This is a genomic window from Streptomyces sp. NBC_01537 (genome assembly GCF_045040445.1).
Lineage (GTDB): Bacteria > Actinomycetota > Actinomycetes > Streptomycetales > Streptomycetaceae > Actinacidiphila.
Map to the genome: position 1 here is coordinate 9,815,358 of NZ_CP109392.1, position 20,604 is coordinate 9,835,961.

General features: G+C 73.3%; 19 protein-coding genes and 1 pseudogene. 18 read left to right on the plus strand and 2 right to left on the minus strand.

What is annotated here, in order from left to right; all coding sequences use genetic code 11:
• Nucleotides 1-35 precede the first annotated feature (35 nt).
• From OG607_RS45155 to OG607_RS45165, 3 genes are read left to right on the plus strand one after another with little or no spacing between them, the layout of a single operon-like run.
• Nucleotides 36-848 carry a thioesterase II family protein gene (locus OG607_RS45155; protein ID WP_405717215.1) on the plus strand — a complete coding sequence of 271 codons (813 nt, stop codon included), beginning with the start codon at nucleotides 36-38 and terminating at the stop codon, nucleotides 846-848.
• Nucleotides 845-2,119 (plus strand): beta-ketoacyl-[acyl-carrier-protein] synthase family protein, encoded by a 1,275-nt coding sequence (locus tag OG607_RS45160; protein WP_405717213.1) that lies wholly within the window; start codon nucleotides 845-847, stop codon nucleotides 2,117-2,119. The genes OG607_RS45155 and OG607_RS45160 overlap by 4 nt, the downstream gene beginning before the upstream one ends.
• Nucleotides 2,116-3,366: a ketosynthase chain-length factor gene (locus OG607_RS45165; protein ID WP_405717211.1), complete on the plus strand. Its 1,251-nt coding sequence runs from the start codon at nucleotides 2,116-2,118 to the stop codon at nucleotides 3,364-3,366. Before OG607_RS45160 ends, OG607_RS45165 begins: the two co-directional genes overlap by 4 nt.
• A 287-nt stretch (nucleotides 3,367-3,653) precedes the next feature.
• On the opposite strand, the pseudogene OG607_RS45170 reads toward OG607_RS45165, so the two are convergent.
• Nucleotides 3,654-3,848 (minus strand): annotated as a pseudogene (locus OG607_RS45170) (DUF6059 family protein); the annotation flags it as partial.
• 831 nt (nucleotides 3,849-4,679) lie between these two features.
• On the opposite strand from OG607_RS45170, the gene OG607_RS45175 reads away from it, so the two are divergent.
• From OG607_RS45175 to OG607_RS45200, 6 genes are all read left to right on the plus strand, one after another.
• Entirely contained in the window at nucleotides 4,680-5,636 is a 957-nt protein-coding gene (locus OG607_RS45175; protein WP_405717208.1) for an aromatase/cyclase, read from the plus strand.
• Nucleotides 5,633-7,423 (plus strand): acyl-CoA dehydrogenase, encoded by a 1,791-nt coding sequence (locus tag OG607_RS45180; protein WP_405717205.1) that lies wholly within the window; start codon nucleotides 5,633-5,635, stop codon nucleotides 7,421-7,423. The genes OG607_RS45175 and OG607_RS45180 overlap by 4 nt, the downstream gene beginning before the upstream one ends.
• Before the next feature lie 136 nt (nucleotides 7,424-7,559).
• Nucleotides 7,560-8,381: a 4'-phosphopantetheinyl transferase family protein gene (locus OG607_RS45185; RefSeq protein WP_405717203.1), complete on the plus strand. Its 822-nt coding sequence runs from the start codon at nucleotides 7,560-7,562 to the stop codon at nucleotides 8,379-8,381.
• Between the two features lie 165 nt (nucleotides 8,382-8,546).
• Nucleotides 8,547-10,034 carry a condensation domain-containing protein gene (locus OG607_RS45190; RefSeq protein WP_405717200.1) on the plus strand — a complete coding sequence of 496 codons (1,488 nt, stop codon included), beginning with the start codon at nucleotides 8,547-8,549 and terminating at the stop codon, nucleotides 10,032-10,034.
• Between the two features lie 34 nt (nucleotides 10,035-10,068).
• Nucleotides 10,069-10,227, plus strand: a complete 159-nt coding sequence (locus OG607_RS45195; RefSeq protein WP_405717198.1) for a hypothetical protein — start codon at nucleotides 10,069-10,071, stop codon at nucleotides 10,225-10,227.
• A gap of 239 nt (nucleotides 10,228-10,466) precedes the next feature.
• Nucleotides 10,467-10,886 carry a pyridoxamine 5'-phosphate oxidase family protein gene (locus OG607_RS45200; protein WP_405717196.1) on the plus strand — a complete coding sequence of 140 codons (420 nt, stop codon included), beginning with the start codon at nucleotides 10,467-10,469 and terminating at the stop codon, nucleotides 10,884-10,886.
• An 89-nt stretch (nucleotides 10,887-10,975) separates the two neighbouring features.
• Here the strand turns inward: OG607_RS45200 and OG607_RS45205 are convergent, their stop codons facing one another.
• Nucleotides 10,976-11,446, minus strand: a complete 471-nt coding sequence (locus tag OG607_RS45205; RefSeq protein WP_405717193.1) for a nuclear transport factor 2 family protein — start codon at nucleotides 11,444-11,446, stop codon at nucleotides 10,976-10,978.
• Between the two features lie 166 nt (nucleotides 11,447-11,612).
• Here OG607_RS45205 and OG607_RS45210 point away from each other — a divergent pair, with 166 nt between their 5' ends.
• From OG607_RS45210 to OG607_RS45250, 9 genes are all read left to right on the plus strand, one after another.
• Nucleotides 11,613-13,085: an FAD-dependent monooxygenase gene (locus tag OG607_RS45210; protein WP_405717191.1), complete on the plus strand. Its 1,473-nt coding sequence runs from the start codon at nucleotides 11,613-11,615 to the stop codon at nucleotides 13,083-13,085.
• A gap of 50 nt (nucleotides 13,086-13,135) precedes the next feature.
• Entirely contained in the window at nucleotides 13,136-13,834 is a 699-nt protein-coding gene (locus tag OG607_RS45215) for an antibiotic biosynthesis monooxygenase family protein (RefSeq protein WP_405717189.1), read from the plus strand.
• Between the two features lie 258 nt (nucleotides 13,835-14,092).
• Nucleotides 14,093-14,422, plus strand: coding sequence for a TcmI family type II polyketide cyclase (locus OG607_RS45220; protein ID WP_405717186.1), 330 nt, complete (start codon nucleotides 14,093-14,095; stop codon nucleotides 14,420-14,422).
• A complete protein-coding gene (locus OG607_RS45225) occupies nucleotides 14,419-15,690 on the plus strand; it encodes a beta-ketoacyl-[acyl-carrier-protein] synthase family protein (protein ID WP_405717183.1) in 1,272 nt (423 codons plus the stop codon). Before OG607_RS45220 ends, OG607_RS45225 begins: the two co-directional genes overlap by 4 nt.
• Nucleotides 15,687-16,901, plus strand: a complete 1,215-nt coding sequence (locus OG607_RS45230; protein ID WP_405717180.1) for a ketosynthase chain-length factor — start codon at nucleotides 15,687-15,689, stop codon at nucleotides 16,899-16,901. Before OG607_RS45225 ends, OG607_RS45230 begins: the two co-directional genes overlap by 4 nt.
• Before the next feature lie 62 nt (nucleotides 16,902-16,963).
• On the plus strand, nucleotides 16,964-17,233 hold the full coding sequence (locus tag OG607_RS45235) for an acyl carrier protein (protein WP_405736447.1): 270 nt from the start codon (nucleotides 16,964-16,966) through the stop codon (nucleotides 17,231-17,233).
• Nucleotides 17,234-17,245: 12 nt separating this feature from the next.
• Nucleotides 17,246-18,034, plus strand: a complete 789-nt coding sequence (gene fabG / locus OG607_RS45240; protein ID WP_405717177.1) for a 3-oxoacyl-ACP reductase FabG — start codon at nucleotides 17,246-17,248, stop codon at nucleotides 18,032-18,034.
• Between the two features lie 48 nt (nucleotides 18,035-18,082).
• Nucleotides 18,083-19,045 carry an aromatase/cyclase gene (locus OG607_RS45245; RefSeq protein ID WP_405717175.1) on the plus strand — a complete coding sequence of 321 codons (963 nt, stop codon included), beginning with the start codon at nucleotides 18,083-18,085 and terminating at the stop codon, nucleotides 19,043-19,045.
• 2 nt (nucleotides 19,046-19,047) lie between these two features.
• Nucleotides 19,048-20,580: an FAD-dependent oxidoreductase gene (locus OG607_RS45250; protein WP_405717172.1), complete on the plus strand. Its 1,533-nt coding sequence runs from the start codon at nucleotides 19,048-19,050 to the stop codon at nucleotides 20,578-20,580.
• Nucleotides 20,581-20,604: the final 24 nt, after the last annotated feature.

Sequence of the window (20,604 nt, forward strand, 5' to 3'; positions counted from 1 at the left end):
ACGTTTCCGCACAGCTTCCCCGAGGAGGGCGACCGATGGCTTCGCTGACGGCGGTAGAGGGGGTGGTGGGGCGGCGGGTACGGCTCCACTGCCTTGCCCACGCGGGCGCGGGGGTGGCCAGCTACCGTCGCTGGCCCGTCGCGGCCGGGCCGGGCGTGGACGTCGCGGCGCTGGTGCTGCCGGGCCGTGACAGCCGGCGGCGGGAGCCGCGCATCACCGAGCGCGCAGGGCTCCTGGCGGATCTGCTGCCCCCGCTGCTGGAGGCGGCCCGGTCCGGACCGTACGCGCTGTACGGCCACAGTCTGGGCGCCCTGGTGGCGTACACGCTCACCCGGGCGCTGGCGGACGCCGGGGTGCCGCCGCCGCTGTTCCTCGCGGTGGGCGCCTGCCTGCCGCCGCACGCCAGTGCCGCCCTGGTGGCCGCGGCGGAACAGCCCGACGAACTGCTGCTGCCCCTCCTGGGTGAGCTCGGCTCGCTGCCCAAGGGAGCCGCCGCCCACCCCGGCGGGCTATGGCACCGCAGTGTGCTGCCTGTCCTGCGCGACGACCTGCGCCTGGCCCGGGCACTGCGCCAGGCGGCCCTGGACCCCGTCACCGGAGGATCCGTGGATCTGCCCCTGCTCGTCTTCGCGGGCAGTGACGATCCGCTCGCGGTGCCCGCCGCCCTTGAGGAGTGGCGGCGCTGGACCACCGGGCCGATCACCGTACGCACCGTCGACGGCGACCACTTCTTCGCGGGCGCGGACGTACTGCCGGCCCTGGTCGGCGAGGCCTGCCGCGAGTACGAGGCGGCGGATGCCGCCGGGGCGGCGGCGCGCGCGAGCACGGGCGCGGGGGGTGTGCGGTGAAGCGCGTGGTCATCACAGGGGTCGGCGTGGTGGCCCCCGCAGCCGTCGGCACCGCCGACTTCTGGTCCCTGCTGACCTCGGGCCGTACCGCCACCCGGGGCGTCACCCTCTTCGACGCCGCCAGCTACCGCTCGCGGGTCGCCGCCGAGGTCGACTTCGACGCCGCCGCGCACGGCTTCACCCTCGCCGACACCGAACGCCTGGACCGGGCCGCCCAGTTCGCGCTGGTCAGCGCCCGGGAGGCGGTGGCCGACAGTGGCCTGCACGCCGTACTGGCCGCAGGGAACCGGCTGCGCACCGGGGTCAGTCTGGGCAACGCGGCAGGCTGCACCACCGGGCTCGCCACCCAGTACGCGCTGCTGAGCGACTTCGGCAGGACCTGGACCGTCGACCACTCCCGGGCCGCGGAGTGCCTCTACGACTACTTCGTGCCCAGCTCGCTGGCGGCCGCCGTGGCCCGCGACAGCGGCGCGCAGGGCCCGGTCAGCCTGGTCTCCAGCGGCTGCACCTCGGGCCTGGACGCGATCGGACACGCCGCCGAGCTGATCCGCGAGGGCAGCGCCGACGTGATGCTCGCGGGCGGGGCGGAGGCACCGATCTCTCCCATCGCCATGGCCTGCTTCGACCGCATCCGCCTCACCAGCCCCCGCAACGAGGACCCCACCACCGCCTCGCGCCCCTTCGACCGCACCCGCGACGGCTTCGTGCTCGGCGAGGGCGCGGCCGTGGTGATCCTGGAGGAGTTGGAGCACGCGCGCCGCCGGGGCGCCCACGCGTACGCGGAGCTGTCCGGCTTCGCCTCGTACAGCAGCGCGCACCACATGACGGGGCTGCGGCCGGGCGGCCAGGAAATGGCCGACGCCATCCGGGCGGCACTCGACGAGGCGCGGCTGAACCCGGTCGACGTGGACTACATCAGTGCGCACGGGGCCGGCACCCTGCACAACGACCGGCATGAGACACACGCCTTCAAGCAGGGACTGGGCGACCACGCCCGGCGCGTCCCGGTCAGCTCCATCAAATCGATGATCGGACACGCACTCGGCGCCGCCGGGGCCCTGGACGTGGTGGCCAGCGTGCTGGCCATCGAGCACAGTACGGTGCCGCCGACCGCCAACCTGCACGAGCCCGACCCGACCTGCGACCTGGACTACACACCGCTGTTCGCCCGCGAGCAGCGCACCAGTACGGTGCTCAGCGTCGCCAGCGGCTTCGGCGGCTTCCACGCCGCCACCGTGCTGACCCGGCCCCGGCTGCGGGAGACGCCATGAGCGGCGTCAACGGCGCGAGCGGGGGCGTACGCAGCCCGGTCCGGGCCCTGGTCACCGGCATCGGCGTGGCCGCGCCCAACGGGCTGGGTACCGAGGCCTGGTGGAGCGCCATGCTGGAGGGCCGCAGCGGCATCGGCCCGATCACCCGCTTCGACGCCTCCGGCTACCCGGTGCGGATCGCGGGCGAGATCCGCGGCTTCGTCGACGAGGACCACATCCCCAGCCGCCTGCTCCCCTCCACCGACCGGGTCACCCGCCTGAGCCTGGTCGCGGCCAAGGAGGCCTTGGAGGACTCGGGTGCCGACCCGGCCGCGCTGCCCGGCTACCGGGCGGGCGTGATCACGGCCAGCTCCGCGGGCGGCACCGAGTTCGGCCAGCGAGGGCTGGAGGCATTGTGGGGCAAGGGCGCCCGGTACGTCAGCGCGTACCAGTCCTTCGCCTGGTTCCACGCGGCGGGAACCGCCGAGATCTCCATCCGGCATACGCTGCGCGGTCCCGCCTCCGCCATGGTCAGCGAGCAGGCGGGCGGGATCGACACGCTCGCCCGCGCCCGGCGCGAGATCCGCAAGGGCGTGGGCCTCATGGTGACCGGGGGCGTCGACTCGGCGCTGTGCCCCTGGGGCTGGGCCGCGCACCTGGCAGACGGCCGGCTGAGCACCGACCCCGATCCGGCGCGGGCCTACCGGCCCTTCGACGCGCAGGCCCGCGGCCATGTCGTGGGTGAGGGCGGCGCGCTGCTGGTGCTGGAGGACGCGGCGGCCGCCGCCGCGCGCGGCGTCAGCGGGTACGCCGTGGTGGCCGGGTACGCGGCGACCTTCGACGGCGGGCCCGGGGAGGAGCGGCTCAGGGAGGCGGCCGGACTCGCTCTGGCTGATGCCCGGGTGAGCCCGGACCAGGTGGACGTGGTGTTCGCCGACGGGGCCGGGGAGCGGGCCGCCGACCGGGCCGAGGCCGAGGCGCTGGCCGCGCTGTTCGGGCCGCGCGGGGTGCCGGTGACCGCGCCGAAGTCGATGACGGGCCGGCTGGGCGCCGGGGGTTCCTCGCTGGACCTGGCGGCGGCGGCGCTCGCGCTGCGCGACAAGGTGGTGCCCCCGACCACCGGGACGCGGCGGGTCGCCGCGGACTGCCCGCTGGATCTGGTGACGGGCGCGGCGCGGGAGCTGCCCGGGCTGCGGACCGTGCTGGTGCTGGCGCGCGGGAGGGGCGGGTTTAACTCGGCCGCGGTGTTGCGGGCGGCCGATGCCTGAGCCGGCCTGCGGAAGGGTGCAGGCCGGTTGTTCGCGGACCGGCGGCTCGACGGACCGGCGCCGCGGGGACCGCACGCGCCGGAGAGGGAGAACGCACGGAGCGCTTCTGACCGGCTGAGAGGCTGTCGGGCGACCTGCGATCGGGCGGCCACGCCCCGGCACGCACGCTTTCCGATCGCAGGTCGCCCGACAGCCTCTGAGCGCTGACGAGGAGGGCGCGGACGAGTCCGGGGCCCCGCGCCCGTACGTCGCCCTCGTGGAGCGGGCATTGGGTTCAGCTCGCGCCGCAGCCGGCGCTCCAGCGGGGTCAGCGGCAGATCGGGCCGCATCCGGTCCGGGTGTCCCGCCGGAGCGCGTCCCCCGTCGGGCCGGGGGGCCGGGCAGCCGTCCATACCGCTGTGTGCCACGGCAGGCAGCAGCCCGAGGGCGATCAGCCCGTCCCACACGGCGCGCACGAACGGGCACGGGTGCCCGGGGGGCATATCGCCTCCAGGGCGTCGGCCGCCGACCGGCGGGCGGGCGCGCGGGATGTGCGGTCACGATCCGCCCCCTTGGGCCGAGAAGCGGATGCGGACGGCCGGAGCGCGGGTGGATGCCCGGTGCATGCCCTGGCGCGGCGCAGTGGAGCTCCGGCCGGGCTGAACCGCCGCACGGACGCTGATGGACGGGCGGGTGCTGTCGGCCGGTCCGGGACTCGTGGGACCAGAAGGAAGCGTGAGCCCTGTTGCGCCGTGCCGCGGATGAGGAGAACGGGGCCGGGTGCTTTCGCGGCGCGGTCCTCGCGGGGGTCGCGGAAGTCTTGGACGCCCCGGCGGCGCGCCGCCCGAAGCCGCCCACCAGGACGGGGTGGCCGGGTGGGCGGCGGTCACGAGCCGGGCCGGGGGAGGGGAGCTGCCCCGGGACGCCGCAGGCGTTGTCCGTCAGGTCGACGCCGCCTGGGCTTCCGCCCGGAGAGTCTCGGCGGCCGGGCTCGAGGACGGCTCGGGCGGCGGGGGCGCGGGCCCTCCCGCGAGAGGGGCGTACGGCCAGAACGGGAGGCCGGGCCTTCGGATCAAGGCGGACACAGCGGGTGGCTGGAGCCGCGCTCCAGTCAGGCCCGTGCGGTCTGCGAGCGGTTCCGGACAGTGTCGTTGGGCACGGCCGTCAGCCCGGCGCGGCACGACAACGTCTGTCGGCGGCCCTCAGCGGCAGGCGGACGGGTTCGCCGGGGCGAGGGCACCGGCGCAGTGGCGGCACCGTGCCGGGCGGGGGTCGCAGTCCCGCCGCGCCCCGGCACAGTGCCGGTCGGCGTACCAATGAGGAGGGTGTGGAAGATGTCGGATGCGCGTGTGCACCGCACGGTCCACGAAGTGATCGCGGCGGCCCCGGCCGGAGTGATGTACGGGCTGATCGCGGACGCCACCCGGTGGCCGCTGTTCTTCCAGCCCTGTGTCCATGTCGAGCAGCTCGACTTCGACGGGACGCGGGAGCGGCTGCGCATGTGGGTCACCGCGGGCGAGACCGTCAAGTCCTGGGTGTCCAGCCGGCGCCTGGACGTGGAGCGGCTGCGCGTGGAGTTCACCCATGACCTGCCCGCCGCGCCCACGCAGTCCATGAGCGGCGTGTGGACGGTGGTGCCGCTGGGTGAGTACGCCGCCAAGGTGACCCTGCAGCACTCCTACACCGTCGCCCGGGACGTGCCGGCGGACGTGGCCTGGGTCGAGCGGGTCACCCGCGACAACAGCCGCGCCCAGCTGGACCGGCTGGCCGAGCTCGCCGAGTGCTGGACGCGTCTGGACGACCTGGTGTGGTCCTTCGAGGACACCGTACGGGTCAACGCCCCTGACGAGCTGGTGTTCGACTTCCTGTACCGGGCGCGGGACTGGCCCGCCGAACTCCCGCACGTCAGCCGGGTCGACCTGGTCGAGGACGAGCCGGGAGTACAGCTGATGTCCATGGGCAGCCTGTCCGTCGACGGCAGCGCGCACAGCACCGGATCGGTGCGCATCTGCTTCCCGGGCACCCAGCGCATCTGCTACAAGCAGACCCGGACCTCGCCCCTGCTGACCGCGCACACCGGCGAGTGGTCGATCGAGCCCGACGAGTCCGGGGTGAACCTGACGGCCCGGCACAGCGTGCTGCTGTGCGAGGAGAACATCGAGAGCGTGCTGGGCGAGGGCACCGACGCGGTGGCCGCCGGACGGCACGTGCGCGAGGCGATGGGCCAGGCAGGCCTGTCCGTACTGCGCCACGCCGCGCAGTACGCCATCGACTCGATCCGCGTCCTGTGACCGCGGTCCAGGACACCACGGCCCCCGTACGGGACACCCACGCCCCCGTACGGGACACAGGTGAGGCGGCGCCCGCCGCCGCGTCCGAGCGCGCCGCCCGGCTGGAGGCGGCCCTCGGCGACCCCCTTGACCCGGACAACCCGCACGGACACCTGGCGCTGCTGCGCGCCGACGAGGCCCGCGAGGCGCCGGCGGCCACCGAGACACTGCTCGCCGAGGCGGGCCTGGGCGCCGAGTTCGTCCCGTACGACCTCGGCGGCCGGCTCACCGATCTGGAGGAACTGGCGCGGGTACTGCGCCCGTTGTTCCGCCGCGATCTCGCGCTCGGCTACGGATTCGGCATCACCTCGCTCTTCGCCGCCTGCGCGGTGTGGACCGCGGGGGACGAGCCGCAGCGCCGGGCGCTGGCCGCGCACCTCCTCGACGGCGGCCGGGTCACGATCGTGCACCGCGAGGTGGCGCACGCCAACGCGATCCTGCGCAACGAGGTCGAGGCGGAGCCCGGCCCGGACGGCGGCTGGATGCTCAACGGGCACAAGGACGCGGTCATCAACGCCCACCGCGCCGAGGCCTTCGTCGTGTACGCGCGCACCGCGCGCGAGGAGGGTCCGCGCAGCCACTCCGTGCTGCTGCTCGGCCCCGGGCCGCCCGCCTCCGGCGAGGTGCGCAGGCTGGGCAGGGTCCAGATGCCGGGCATGCGCGGCGCCCACTTCTCCGGACTCGAATTCGCCGATGCGGCCGCGGGACCCGAGGCGCTGGTCGGCGAGGTCGGTGAAGGGGTGTCGCTGGCGCTGCGCAGCTTCCAGATCAGCCACTGCCTGATTCCGGGCGTGGTGCTGGCCGGCGTGGACAGCGTGCTGCGCCAGGCGGTGCGCGCGGCCGTGGAGAACCGGCCCGACGGACGGCCTGCCCGCCGCTGGCAAAAGGTGCTCGCCGGGGTCTTCGCGGACCTGCTGGCCTGCGACAGCATGGCCGTCACCGGGCTGCGGGCGATGAGCCTGCTGCCGGAGGACTCGTACCTGCTGGCCGCCGCGGTCAAGTACACGATGCCGGACCTGCTGCGTGAGGACCTGGAGGAGCTGGCGACCGTGCTCGGCGCCCGCGGGTACGACCGCGGGCCGCTGCACGGCGGCTTCCAGAAGCTCGTACGGGACCTGCCGGTGGCCGGTCTCGGACACGCGGGGACGGCCGTATGCCAGGCGGTGCTGGTGCCGCAGCTGCCGGCGCTGGCGCGCACGGCGTGGTTCCGTACACCGGAGCCGCCGGCGGGGCTGTTCGAACCGGGGGCGCCGTTGCCCCCGTTCGACCACCGGCGCCTGGCGCACTCCGGTACGGACGACCTGCTGACGGCGACCCTGGTCGGCGCGGCGGGCCGGCTGGCGAAGGGGCGCTGCGGGTACGCCGACGGGTCGCCGCACGCGGTGCTGGCGGGGCTCGCGCAGGCGTTCGTGGCGGAGCTGCGGGTGCTGAGGGCGCGGTGCGCCGCGTTGAGCGCGCCGGTCGGCGGCACCGGATTCGACGCGCAGGCCTGCGCGCTGGCCGACCGGTACGCGCTGGTGCTCGCGGCGGCGGCGGTACTGGGCATGTGGGAGGGGCAGGCCGGGACCGGATCGTTCCTGGAGGAGCCCGCCTGGGCCGTGCTCGCGCTGAGCCGGATCGTGCGGCGGCTGGGTGCGGTGGTACCGGACCTTCCCGAGGGCGTGGTGGGCTCGGTGCTCGGTGAGGTGCTGGAGCGGTGCCGGGAGGGGCGGAGCCTGGACCTGTACGGGACGGCGCTGGCGGGTTGAGGCGTGCGGTGACCTCGCCCGGCCGCCTTCCGGTCACGGCACCGCAGATGTGCCGGGGCGGTGGACGAACGCCTCGGCCAGATCGCCGTCGGCCCCGCGGGACCGGGACGGACGGCACTACACGCAGGAGACGACGATGGACCAGGTGAGATGCGCCGCCCCCCTTCGTGTGCCGCGGCCGCACGGTCCGTGGCACGGGGTGAAGGAGAACCTGACCGGGCTCGGCAACGCGGTGGTCCACACGACCTGGAGCGAATGGCTGCCCAGCGTGCTGACCACACCCCGGCTGCGCGAGCTGCTCGGGCCGGACTGGGACCGCTACCGGCGTACCCCCGACGCCACCGTGCGCTACCGCTTCGCGGCCGCCCGGCTGCTCATCAAGTACACGGCGGCGGCGGCGCTCGGCATCCCGCCGGAGTACCTCGACCTGGCCTACCGGCTGGGCGGGCGCCCCTATCTGCGCGGCTTCGACCAGATCGAGCTGAGCCTGTCCCACACCGGCGACCTGATGGCCGTCGGGCTGAGCCGCACGGGCCGGATCGGCGTGGACGTGGAGCCGGCCGGCCGCAACGTACGGCTGGACCTGCTGGAGGCGCAGATCCTGACCCCGGCCGAGGTGGCGGAGATCGCCGGGTTGCCGGAGGCGGAGCGGGTCCCGTACGCGCTGAAGCTGTGGACCCTCAAGGAGGCGTACAGCAAGGCGCTCGGGCAGGGGCTGCGGCTGGGCTTCAAGGAGTTCGGCTTCACGGAGTCCGGCCTGACGGGCGCGCGGCTGCACGCCGCGGACGGCAGCGCGGCGACCCGGGGGGAGTGGGGCTTCGCCACGCACCCGGTGATGGGCCGCTACCTGCTGAGCACGGCCTGCCACGACGCGGGGCTGTACACCGCGGACGACACGTCGGTGGGGACCATGCTCGACCAGGGGTTCCTGTCGGCGATGAACCAGAGCGCGAGCTGACCTGCGGCCCGGGTGCGGGCCTTGAGGCGCTCTGCGGCGGGTTTTGAGGCGCGCCAGCGCTCTGCCAGGTCTCCGGCAGCGGGTTGCTCCACGGTGGACCCGGGAGTACCGCGCCCTCGGGCGCCCCGCTCCCCGGGATGATCCGGACCGGAGGAGGGCGACCACATGGCCAGGCCGAGCCGCCCGCACGCGGGCCGGGGACGAGGCGGTCGCCAGGCAGGCTCCGCCCTGCCGCTGACCTGGTGGCAGCACGACCTGCTGCTGGACTCACTGGAGCACCGCGGCACCGGCCGCCACGTCGAGCAGCTGTCCTGGCGCTGGTGCGGACCGCTGGACACCGAGCGGTTCACCGCGGCCTGGCAGTCCGTCACCGACCGGGAGACGGTGCTGCGCGCCGCCGTCGACTGGGAGCCGTGGCCGCGAGTGGTCCTGCACGACCGGGCCGCCGTCGAGGTCGTACGCCACCGGGCCGGCGGCGTCGACTGGGACGAGCTGGTGGAACGCGACCGGCTGCGCGGCTTCGACCTGCGCGGCCCCGGACCGCTGCGGGTCACCCTGGTCGACGACCCGGCGCCCGCCGCGCCCGCCACGCGCATGCTGCTCACCTTCCACCACGCACTGCTGGACGCCTGGAGCGTGTTCGTCCTCCTGGACGAGTTCTGCCGGGCCTATCTGGCCGGCGGCGCGCTGCCCGGAGGGGAGCGGCGGCCCGACATCCGCGACTGGGCGCGCTGGCTGGAGCGCCAGGACCCGGGCCCGGCACGGGAGTTCTGGACCCGGACGGTACCCGAGGGCGCGCCTGCCGTGTTGCCCGCCGTACCCGGCCCGGACACCCTGGAGAGCGGCTGCGGCCGCGCCGAGGTGCGCTTGTCGGCCCAGGAGGCCGAGCGGCTGTACCGCTGGGCCGCGGCCCAGGCGGTGCCCGACTCCAGTGCGCTGCAGGCGGTCTGGGCGATGCTGCTGTACCGCGGCGCGGGCCTGAGCGGCCCCGCGCAGGTCGGATTCGGCGTCACCGTTTCGGGGCGCGGCATCGCCCTGGAGGCCGTTGAGCGGCTGCCCGCGCCGATGCGCAACTGCCTGCCGATGTCCGTCCAGGTCGATCCGGCGCACCGGCTGGGGCGGCTGCTGACGGTGCTGCGCGACCGCGCGCTGGACATGGCGGCGTACGAGTGGGTCTCCGCCGGGCAGATCCACGAGTGGACCGGCCGGGCCACGGGCGGCGGGCCGCTGCTGGCGAGCCTGGTGGCCGTCGGAAGCGTGCCGCGCCCGCCGCGGGAGCTGCGCGCCGTGCTGGCCGACCACGGCGTGCGGATCGAGCCGCTGTACGCGAGCGGTGCGCACACCGCCTTCCCCGTGGCCCTGCTCACGCACCGCGGCCCCGACGGCTCGCTGACGCTGACCGCCGCACACGACCGGTCCCGGATGTCCGGAGCCGACGCGGTCCGGCTGGTGGGCCACTGCGCGCGGCTGCTGCGCGAACTGCCCGCCACCAGCGCCGAGACGACGCTCACCCAGGTGCTCGCCGTCCTCGAAGGGGACGAGCCGCCGCGGATCGCCCAGCGGCGCGGCTCGGCAGCCCAGCGGGCGGCCCGCTTCCGCCTTCACTCGATCGGTGAGCGAGCCGACGTCGAGCGGATCCCTAGCGGGTCTTGACACCGTGGAGCGACTCATCGTGAAGGAGCCGCCCATGTTCACCTACGACAACAGGCAAGATTTCCGGGAGGTCGAGATGTACTTCTTCGGCTTGGTCCCGATGGAGGTCGCACCGCCGCTGCGGCTGGCCGGCGTGGACGAGGACGACGCGGAGTTCCTCGAGGAGTCCGCCATCGTCCGCGGTATCGACTAAGGGCTGTCCGGCCGTCGGCCGCCCCGGCCCCCGGGTGGCTGCGCAACCCGGTGAACCAAGGCGGTCACAGCACTGGCGCCGCTCCGGCCCCGGTCGAGCGGTCTTTTGCACGCTGCCTGCCCGGACCCGGACCGCGTGGCGGACCGGTTCGGCCGCCGCCGGGTCCGCCCCCATGCGGGACAGCGCCGCCGGCGCCCCGCCGCGGCCGTCGAGCACCAGCGAAAGAAAGGAATCACCCGATGTCGCTGTCGAAGCAGCGCGCCGGCGCACCGCAGGTGTCGCCCTCGGTCGAGGCGTTTCTCAACAGCCCCGAGCACGTGGGCGTGCTCACCACCGTCAGGCCCGACGGGACGCTGCACACGGCGCCCGTACGGTTCACCTGGGACGGGAAGGCCGGCCTTGTCCGGGTCATGACCGTCGCCTCCTCGCGCAAGGCGCGCAACCTGCTGACCGGCCCCGGTGGCCGGGTGGCGATCTGCCAGGTGCAGGGCTTCACCTGGGTCACGCTGGAGGGCTCCGGCACGGTGGTGCGCGAACCTGGGCGGGTGGCCGAGGGGGTCAGGCGGTACGCCGAGCGGTACCGGTCGGCGCCGCCGAACCCGCCCGGCCGGGTGGTCATCGAGATCGAGGTCGACCGGGTACTGGCCCTCAACACCTGAGCAGTACCTGCGCACCACCGCAGCCCCGGCGCCCGGCCGCGCGGCGGCGGCCGTCCCGGCTGCGCCGCGCGGTCACCCGTATCGCGCGCCTACGCGGCCGGCGGGGGAGTGCCGTCCGCCCACAGCAGGCGGAAGGACAGCAGGGTCAGCCGCCACCCGGCGGGGGTGCGCAGGGCCTCGCCGTTGACGAAGGTGCCGGTGGTGAACAGCGGCGCGAGCACGCCCTGCGGCGGGACGTGGCGCGGGTGGTGCACCTGGGTGGAGATCAGGTTGGCGCGCAGGGTGGCCCGGTCCCCGTCCAGGACGACCACGGCCGGGGAGCCCAGGTGCTGGGTGGCGGCGAAGGACGACAGGGCCTTGCGGTGGAACTCGGCCATGCCCTCGGTGCCCTCGTGCCGGCTCATCGGGGGGAAGGCCACCACCGCGTCCGGGGTGAACAGTTCCGCCGCCCAGGCGTCGTCGGGCTCTTCGTCGTCGAGGGAGACCAGATAGCGGTTCAAAAGGGCCGCCACAAGAAGGCTTGCGGTGCCGGATTCCTCGAGGATTTCGGTGGAGGTCATCCTTGAGAATGCGCCTGGCCCGTCCCGTCCGGGCAACCCCGCCTGACAAAGATCTGACATTGCTGACGCTTTTCTGTCATTGATTGTCGAAGGTCTGTATCAATCACTCTTTACGCCCCGCACGGGCCCTCGTGATACTGGCCGAACACCAGTGGGAAGAGGCGGGATGAGCACCTTTGATGTAGATGCCATTGTTGTGGGAGCCGGGCCCACCGGACTCATGCTCGCGGGCGAGTTGAGGCTCAATGGAGCCTCGGTGACAGTCCTTGACAAACTTGCCGAGCCGATTAAGGAATCCCGGGCGCTCGGCTTTTCTGCACGGACCATCGAGGAATTCGCCCAGCGCGGCCTGATCGCCCGCTTCGGCGAGGTCGGCGTCATTCCGGTCGGCCACTTCGGCGGCGTCCCGCTCGACTACCGGGTGCTCGAAGGCGGCTCGTACGGCGCCCGCGGCATCCCGCAGGCCCGTACCGAGGGCGTCCTCGGCGGCTGGGCGCGCGAACTGGGCGCCGAGATCCGCCGCGGCGTCGAGGTCACCGGCCTGGCCCAGGACGCCGAGGGCGTGACGCTCACCGCGCAGGGCGCGGACGGCACCCTCACCCTGCGCGCCCGCCACGTGGTGGGCTGCGACGGCGCCCGCAGCATCGTGCGCAAGCTCGCCGGCATCGACTTCCCCGGTACCGAACCGGCCATCGAGCTGCGCTTCGCGGACGTGGCCGGCGTACCGCTGCGCCCGCGCTTCAGCGGCGAGCGCGTCCCCGGCGGCATGGTGATGGTCATCCCCATGGGCCCGGACCGCAGCCGCGTCATCTACTTCGACAGCGCCGAGCCGCTGCGCAAGAGCCCCGAGGCGATCACCTTCGAGGAGGTGGTCGCATCCTGGCAGCGCCTGACGGGCGAGGACATCAGTGGCGCCACGCCGCTGTGGGTCAGCTCCACCACCGACAACAGCCGCCAGGCCACCGAGTACCGGCGCGGCCGGGTCTTCCTGGCCGGTGACGCCGCGCACATCCACCTGCCCATCGGCGCGCAGGGCATGAGCGCGGGCATCCAGGACGCGGTGAACCTCGGCTGGAAGCTCGCCCTGGACATCCGGGGCCGGGCGCCCGAGGGCCTGCTCGACACCTACCACTGCGAGCGGCACCCGGTCGGGGCCCGGATCCTGACCAACACCCTCGCCCAGCGCATCCTCTACCTCGGCGGCGACGACATCACCCCGATGCGCGAGGTCTTCACCGAGCTGGTGGACAACCACGAATCGGTCCGCCGCCACCTCGCCGGCATGGTCACCGGCCTCGACATCCGCCACGACGTCGGCGCGGGCGACCACCCGCTGCTCGGCCGGCGCCTGCCCGACCGGGAACTCGTCGTCGACGGCGAAAAGACCTCGGTCTTCGCGCTGCTGAACGCCGGCCGCGCCGTGCTCCTCGAACTCGGCGGCGCCCACGGCCTGCGCGAGGCGGCCGCCGGCTGGGCCGACCGCGTCGAGGTGGTCCGCGCCGACCAGCCCGACTGCGACGCCCCGGTGGACGGCATCCTCGTCCGCCCCGACGGCTACGTCGCCTGGCTCGCGCCCGAAGGCGCCGGCTCCGAAGGCTTCACCGAAGCTCTCACCCGCTGGTTCGGTCCCGCCAACTGAGTGCCTTTCCGTCCCGCTCCGTCCGTACCCTCCACAGGAAGCGAAGAAGAATGCCTTTCATCTCCCTTGAGGACAAACACCTGACCGTCCTCAACCTCTTCACCACCGACGCGTCCGAGAAGCAGGACAGCCTGGTCGAGGAGATGCGGAAGATCGTCGACGCGGCCACCTACGACGGCTGGATGAACAGCACCGTGCACGCGGGCGTCGACAGCCTGGGCACCGCCAACTTCATCCAGTGGCGCAGCGGCGAGGACCTGGAGCGGCGATACGAGGGCGAGGAGTTCAAGCACCGCACCCTCCCCGTCTTCGGCGAGATCACCACCTCGATCAAGCTGCTGCAGAACGAGGTCGCCTACACGCTGACCTCGGGCGCCCTCGACGGCAGGGTCGAGGTCGGCCCGCACCGCGACGACTACACCGTCCTCGGCGTCTTCTCCGTGACCGACGACGGCCAGGACGAGGCCATCGACGCCCTCGGCAAGGGTCAGGACTTCTTCGCCGAGGTCCCCGGCTTCCGCTCGCACGTGGTCCTCAGGGGCCTGCGCGCCCGCGGCCTGGACGGCAAGTTCGTCGTCTCCTACTCGCAGTGGGACAGCAAGGAGGCCTTCGACTCCTACCGCAACCAGGCCCCGGAGCAGCAGTCCGCCGCGCGCCAGGAGGCCCAGAACCGCGTCCACGCCGTCTCCACCGGCGCCCCGTACATCAACTCGTACACCGTGGTGCACTCCCGCTCCGCCGGCGAGTGAACCGGCGCGCTCTCCACGGCGCGACGGGACCGCAATGCCCCGGACGCCCGGCACCCCGCTCAGGGCGCCGGGCGTCCCGCGTTACATGCCCCCATCCATGAGAAGGCGCACTGTGCACCCGCTCCGGCGGAATTCGAGAATTCCCCGTGCGGCGCCCTATCGCCAGGCGGGACCGTCAAGCCAGTGGCGAATTCAGGCCGCCACACAGGCCGCGTCCGCACCGCGCTCTCCCGCGCACACGCTGAGGAGCCAAACCTTATGCACAGCACGTTGATTGTCGCCCGGATGGCAGCAGCCTCGTCCGCCGATGTGGCAAAGCTGTTCTCCGAATTCGACGCGACGGACATGCCCCAGCGCATGGGAACGCGGCGCCGCCAGTTGTTCTCGTACCGGGGCCTGTACTTCCACCTCCAGGACTTCGACGAGGACAACGGAGGCGAGCTGATCGAGCAGGCGAAGGGCGACCCGCGCTTCGTCGGGATCAGCCAGGACCTCAAGCCCTTCATCGAGGCCTACGACCCCAAGAGCTGGCGCTCACCGGCCGACGCGATGGCCGCACGCTTCTACAGCTGGGAGGCGTCCGCGTGACCCGCCGACGCGTCGTCATCACCGGAATCGAGGTGATCGCCCCCGGTGGTGTCGGCAAGGAGAAGTTCTGGAACCTGCTGAGCGAGGGCCGCACCGCCACCCGCGGGATCACCTTCTTCGACCCCGCGCCCTTCCGCTCCCGGGTGGCCGCCGAGATCGACTTCGACCCGTACGCCCACGGGCTGACCGCGCAGGAGGTGCGCCGCCTGGACCGGGCCGCGCAGTTCGCGGTGGTCGCCTCGCGCGGCGCGGTCGCCGACAGCGGCATCGACCTGGGCGGGATCGACCCGCACCGCATCGGTGTCACGGTGGGCTCCGCGGTCGGCGCCACGATGAGCCTCGACGAGGAGTACCGGGTCGTCAGTGACGGCGGCCGGCTCGACCTGGTCGACCACGCCTACGCGGTCCCGCACCTCTACGACCACATGGTGCCGAGCTCCTTCGCCTCCGAGGTCGCCTGGGCCGTGGGCGCCGAGGGCCCCTCCACCGTGGTGTCCACCGGCTGTACCTCCGGCCTCGACTCGGTCGGCTACGCCGTCGAGCTGGTCCGCGAGGGGTCGGCGGACGTGGTGATCGCAGGCTCCTCGGACGCCCCGATCTCCCCGATCACGATGGCCTGCTTCGATGCCATCAAGGCCACCACCCCCCGCCACGACGATCCGCAGAGCGCCTCGCGCCCCTTCGACGGCACCCGCAACGGGTTCGTGCTGGGCGAGGGCACCGCCTTCTTCGTGCTGGAGGAGCTGGAGAGCGCCAAGGAGCGCGGCGCGCACATCTACGCCGAGATCGCCGGCTATGCGACGCGCTCCAACGCGTACCACATGACGGGCCTGCGCCCCGATGGCCGGGAGATGTCCGAGGCCATCAGCATCGCCCTCGGCGAGGCCCGCATGAACCCCGAGGCGATCGACTACATCAACGCGCACGGCTCGGGCACCAAGCAGAACGACCGGCACGAGACGGCCGCCTTCAAGCGCAGTCTCGGCGACCACGCCTACCGCACGCCGGTCAGCTCCATCAAGTCGATGGTCGGGCACTCGCTCGGCGCGATCGGCTCCATCGAGATCGCCGCGTCCGCCCTGGCCATGGAGTACGACCTCGTACCGCCCACGGCCAACCTGACGACGCCCGACCCCGAGTGCGACCTCGACTACGTCCCCGTCACCGCGCGGGACCAGCGGGTCGACGCGGTCCTCACGGTCGGCAGCGGATTCGGCGGCTTCCAGAGCGCCATGGTGCTGGCCAGCCCCGAAAGGAACCTCGTATGACCGCGTCGGTAGTGGTCACCGGCCTCGGCATAGCCTCCCCCAACGGGCTGGGTGCCAAGGACTACTGGTCGGCGACTCTTGGCGGAAAGAACGGCATCGGCCGGATCACCCGCTTCGACCCGTCGAGTTACCCCGCCCGCCTGGCGGGTGAGGTCCCCGGCTTCGTCGCCGAGGACCACCTGCCCTCACGCATCCTGCCGCAGACCGACCGGGTCACCCGGCTCGCGCTGGTGGCCACGGACTGGGCGCTGCAGGACGCGGGCGTCGACCCCGCGAAGATGTCCGAGTTCGACATGGGCGTCATCACGGCCTCGGCCGCGGGCGGCTTCGAGTTCGGCCAGGGTGAGCTGCAGAGCCTGTGGAGCCGGGGCAGCCAGTACGTCTCGGCGTACCAGTCCTTCGCCTGGTTCTACGCCGTCAACAGCGGCCAGATCTCGATCCGCAACGGCATGAAGGGCCCGGCCGGCGTCGTGGTCAGCGAGGGAGCCGGCGGCCTGGACGCCGTCGCCCACGCCCGCCGCCAGATCCGCAAGGGCACCTCGCTGATCGTCACCGGAGCCGTCGACGCCTCCATCTGCCCGTGGGGCTGGGTGGCCCAGCTGTCCACCGGCAAGCTGTCCACCAGCGACGAGCCCGCCCGCGCCTACCTGCCCTTCGACCGCGACTCCCGCGGTTATGTGCCCGGCGAGGGCGGCGCGATCCTCATCACCGAGGACGCCGACGCGGCGCGCGCCCGCGGCGCCCGCATCTACGGCGAGATCGCCGGCCACGGCTCGACGATGGACCCCAGGCCCGGCAGCGGCCGCGAGCCGGGCCTGCGCAAGGCCATCGAGCTCGCCCTCGCCGACGCGGGCGCCGACTCCGGCGACATCGACGTCGTCTTCGCCGACGGCGCCGGCGACCCCGGTCCTGACCGCATCGAGGCCGAGGCGATCACCGCCGTCTTCGGAGCCCGGGCCGTCCCGGTGACCGTGCCCAAGACGATGACCGGACGCCTGTACTCGGGCGCGGCCCCGCTGGACCTGGCCGCCGCCCTGCTCACCATCCGCGACGGGGTCATCCCTCCCACCGTGCACGTCGACCCGTGCCCGGACTACCTGCTCGACCTGGTCCTGGACCGGCCGCGCCCGGCACCGGTGCGCAGCGCACTGGTCCTGGCCCGCGGCAGCGGCGGGTTCAACTCCGCCATGGTCGTGCGCGCCGCCGAGTAGGGCGGCCTCGTCCACACGTACGCCACCACCCACGCAGCATCATGACGAAAGGGACTTCCACCATGGTCACCAAGGCGTTCACCCTCGACGACCTCAAGCGCATCCTGAAGGAGGCCGCGGGCGTGGCCGAGGGCGTCGACCTGGACGGCGACATCCTCGACACCGAGTTCGACGTGCTCGGCTACGAGTCCCTCGCCCTGCTGGAGGCCGGCAGCCTCATCGAGCGCGAGTGCGGCATCTCCCTCGACGAGGAGGCCGTCAACGACGCGCACACGCCGCGGACCTTCATCGACGTCGTCAACATGCAGCTCGCGCCTGCCACGGCTGCCTGAAGGGATCCGGACATGACCCAGCACGCCACCCCCAGGGTCGCCGTCGTCACCGGCGCCACCAGTGGCATCGGCCTCGCCTCGGCGCGTCTGCTCGCCTCGCAGAACCACAAGGTGTTCATCGGCGCCCGCAACGCCGACAACGTCGCCGCCACCGTCAAGGAGCTCCAGACCGAGGGCCTGGACGTGGACGGCGCGGTCGTCGACGTCCGCGACACCACCTCGGTGGACGCCTTCGTCCAGGCCGCCGTCGACCGCTTCGGCACCGTCGACGTCGTGGTCAACAACGCCGGCCGGTCCGGCGGCGGACCGACCGCCGACATCACCGACGAGCTGTGGCAGGACGTCATCGAGACGAACCTCAACAGCGTCTTCCGCGTCACCCGCGCCGTGCTCGGCACCGGCGGTATGCGGCACAAGGACCGCGGCCGGATCATCAACATCGCCTCCACCGCGGGCAAGCAGGGCGTCGTCCTCGGCGCTCCGTACTCCGCCTCCAAGCACGGCGTCGTCGGCTTCACCAAGGCGCTGGGCAACGAGCTGGCCCCCACCGGCATCACCGTCAACGCGGTCTGCCCCGGGTACGTCGAGACCCCGATGGCCCAGAAGGTCCGCCAGGGCTACGCGGCCGCCTACGACACCTCCGAGGACGCCATCCTCGAGAAGTTCCAGGCGAAGATCCCGCTCGGCCGCTACTCCACCCCGGAGGAGGTCGCCGGCCTGGTCGGCTACCTGGCCTCCGACACCGCCGCCTCCATCACCTCGCAGGCGCTCAACGTCTGCGGCGGCCTGGGCAACTTCTAGCAGTGCCCGCCCCACGCACCCCCGAACACCACCTGAGGAGAACCCGTCATGACCACGCGTGAGGTCGAGCACGAAATCACCGTCGGCGCCCCGGCCGCCGCCGTCTACCAGCTGCTCGCGGACGTGACCAACTGGCCGCGCATCTTCCCGCCCACCATCCACGTGGACCAGATCGAGGCCGAGGGCGCCGAGGAGAAGATCCGGATCTGGGCGACCGCCAACGGCCGGCCGAAGAACTGGACCTCGCGCCGCACCCTGGACCCGGAGGGCCTGCGCATCACCTTCCGCCAGGAGGTCCCGGCGGAGCCCGTCAAGCACATGGGCGGTACCTGGATCATCGAGCCGCTCGGCGAGGCGGAGTCCCGCGTCCGGCTGTTGCACGACTACAGCGCCATCGACGACGACGCGCACGACCTGCTGTGGATCGCGCGGGCGGTGGACAGGAACAGCACCTCCGAGCTGGCCGCGCTCAAGGTCAACGTCGAGGCGGCGCACGCCGCGGAGACCGAGGAGCTGACCTTCTCGTTCACCGACACCGTCCAGGTCGCGGGCTCCGCCAAGGACGTGTTCGACTTCATCAACGAGGCCCAGCTGTGGGCCGAGCGGCTCCCGCACGTGGCCGTGGTGCGCCTCGATGAGGACACCCCGGGCCTGCAGGAGCTGGAGATGGACACCCGCGCCAAGGACGGCTCGGTGCACACCACCAAGTCGTACCGGGTGGTCTTCCCCCACGACAAGATCGCCTACAAGCAGGTCACCCTGCCGGCGCTGATGACCCTGCACACCGGCGAGTGGACGTTCGTCGAGACCGACGAGGGCACCGCCGCATCCTCGCAGCACACCGTCAGCCTCAACACGGAGAACATCGCGCGCTGCCTCGGGGACGAAGCCACCGTCGCCGACGCCCGCGCGTACGTGCACACTGCGCTGTCCACCAACAGCTGCGCCACCCTCGCGCACGCGAAGGCCTACGCCGAGTCGAAGTCCTACGCCGAGTCGAAGGCCTCCTGAGGATGGCGCCCGACCTTGCAACGGGCGGTGCCGGGCCGGCACCGGGCGGCGCGGGCCGCCCGGACCGGTTCGGCACCGAGGTCCTGGTCGTCGGTGCCGGACCCGTCGGGCTGATGCTCGCCGCCGAACTCGCACGCGGCGGCGTGGACGTGGTCGTGGTCGAGAAGCGCAAGGCCCCGTCCACCGAGTCCCGGGCCTCCACGCTGCACGCCCGCACCATGGAGATCCTCGACGCGCGGGAACTGCTGCCCGACGTCGGCACGCCGCCCCACGAGCCGCGCGGCCACTTCGGCGGCCTCCCGCTCGACCTCACCCTGCCCAGCACCCACCCGGGCCAGTGGAAGGTGCCGCAGGCCAAGACCGAGGCGGTCCTGGAGGAGCGGGCGATCTCGCACGGCGTCGACATCCGGTGCGGCCACGAACTGGTCGCCGCCGGCGAGGTCGGCGAGTACGTCGAGGCCGAGGCCGTCGGACGGGACGGAGTCCTGCGGCTGCGCGCCCGCTACCTGGTCGCCTGCGACGGCGAGGACAGCACCGTACGGCGGCTGACCGGGGTGGACTTCCCCGGCCACGACGCCGGCCGGGAACTGCTGCGGGCCGACGTCGAGGGCATCGACATCCCCAACCGGCGTTTCCAGCGCCTGGAGCGCGGGCTGGCCATCGCCTGGCGCAACGACAAGGGCGTCACCCGCGTCATGGTCCACGAGTTCGGCTCGACGGCCGGCCCGCGCACCGCGGACGTCTCGTTCGAGGAGGTCGCCACCGTCTGGAAGCGGGTCACCGGAGAGGACATCAGCGGCGGTACCCCGCTGTGGGTGAACTCCTTCGGCGACGCCTCCCGGCAGCTCGCCTCCTACCGGCACGGGCGCGTCCTGTTCGCGGGGGACGCCGCCCACCGGCAGATGCCGGTCGGTGGCCAGGCCCTCAACCTCGGTCTCCAGGACGCCTTCAACCTCGGCTGGAAGCTCGCGCTCACCGTGCGCGGGCCGGCTCCCGAGAGCCTCCTCGACACCTACCACGAGGAGCGGCACGCGGTCGGCCGCCGGGTCCTGGCGAACATCCGGGCCCAGGCCCTGCTGCTGCTCGGCGGCCCCGAGGTGGAGCCGCTGCGCGCGCTGGTGGTCGAGCTGACCGGCCTGGAGGAGGTACGGGCCCACCTGGCCGGGATGATCAGCGCACTCGACGTGCGCTACCCGGTGCCCGGCCCCGCGCACCCGCTGCTCGGCGCCCGGCTGCCGCACACCGTCGTGCGGTCCGGCGGGCGCGAGCGCGGAAGCACCGCCGAGCTGCTGCGCGCCCGCGGCGGTCTGCTGCTCGACGTGGGCGGTACCGGCGTACGGGTGCCCGCCGGCTGGGCCGACCGGGTCACCGCGGTCGCCGGCGACCCGGAGCCCGGCTCGCTCCCCGGTGAGCCGGGGGCCGTTCTCGTACGGCCCGACGGCCACGTGGCGTGGGTGGGCCGGTACGACGACGGCGACGGGCTGGCCGAGGCGCTCGGCCGCTGGTTCGGCCCGGCCCGCCCACCGACCCCCTGAGCGTCCCCGGACCGGGGGCACGTC

Excerpts from the sequence above, each read along its gene's own strand:
- OG607_RS45155 (WP_405717215.1), top strand. The coding sequence starts at position 36 with ATGGCTTCGCTGACGGCGGTAGAGGGGGTGGTGGGGCGGCGGGTACGG.
- OG607_RS45165 (WP_405717211.1), top strand. The coding sequence starts at position 2,116 with ATGAGCGGCGTCAACGGCGCGAGCGGGGGCGTACGCAGCCCGGTCCGG.
- OG607_RS45175 (WP_405717208.1), top strand. The coding sequence starts at position 4,680 with ATGTCGGATGCGCGTGTGCACCGCACGGTCCACGAAGTGATCGCGGCG.
- OG607_RS45185 (WP_405717203.1), top strand. The coding sequence starts at position 7,560 with ATGGACCAGGTGAGATGCGCCGCCCCCCTTCGTGTGCCGCGGCCGCAC.
- OG607_RS45190 (WP_405717200.1), top strand. The coding sequence starts at position 8,547 with ATGGCCAGGCCGAGCCGCCCGCACGCGGGCCGGGGACGAGGCGGTCGC.
- OG607_RS45195 (WP_405717198.1), top strand. The coding sequence starts at position 10,069 with ATGTTCACCTACGACAACAGGCAAGATTTCCGGGAGGTCGAGATGTAC.
- OG607_RS45200 (WP_405717196.1), top strand. The coding sequence starts at position 10,467 with ATGTCGCTGTCGAAGCAGCGCGCCGGCGCACCGCAGGTGTCGCCCTCG.
- OG607_RS45205 (WP_405717193.1), bottom strand. The coding sequence starts at position 11,446 with ATGACCTCCACCGAAATCCTCGAGGAATCCGGCACCGCAAGCCTTCTT.
- OG607_RS45210 (WP_405717191.1), top strand. The coding sequence starts at position 11,613 with ATGAGCACCTTTGATGTAGATGCCATTGTTGTGGGAGCCGGGCCCACC.
- OG607_RS45215 (WP_405717189.1), top strand. The coding sequence starts at position 13,136 with ATGCCTTTCATCTCCCTTGAGGACAAACACCTGACCGTCCTCAACCTC.
- OG607_RS45220 (WP_405717186.1), top strand. The coding sequence starts at position 14,093 with ATGCACAGCACGTTGATTGTCGCCCGGATGGCAGCAGCCTCGTCCGCC.
- OG607_RS45230 (WP_405717180.1), top strand. The coding sequence starts at position 15,687 with ATGACCGCGTCGGTAGTGGTCACCGGCCTCGGCATAGCCTCCCCCAAC.
- OG607_RS45235 (WP_405736447.1), top strand. The coding sequence starts at position 16,964 with ATGGTCACCAAGGCGTTCACCCTCGACGACCTCAAGCGCATCCTGAAG.
- fabG (WP_405717177.1), top strand. The coding sequence starts at position 17,246 with ATGACCCAGCACGCCACCCCCAGGGTCGCCGTCGTCACCGGCGCCACC.
- OG607_RS45245 (WP_405717175.1), top strand. The coding sequence starts at position 18,083 with ATGACCACGCGTGAGGTCGAGCACGAAATCACCGTCGGCGCCCCGGCC.
- OG607_RS45250 (WP_405717172.1), top strand. The coding sequence starts at position 19,048 with ATGGCGCCCGACCTTGCAACGGGCGGTGCCGGGCCGGCACCGGGCGGC.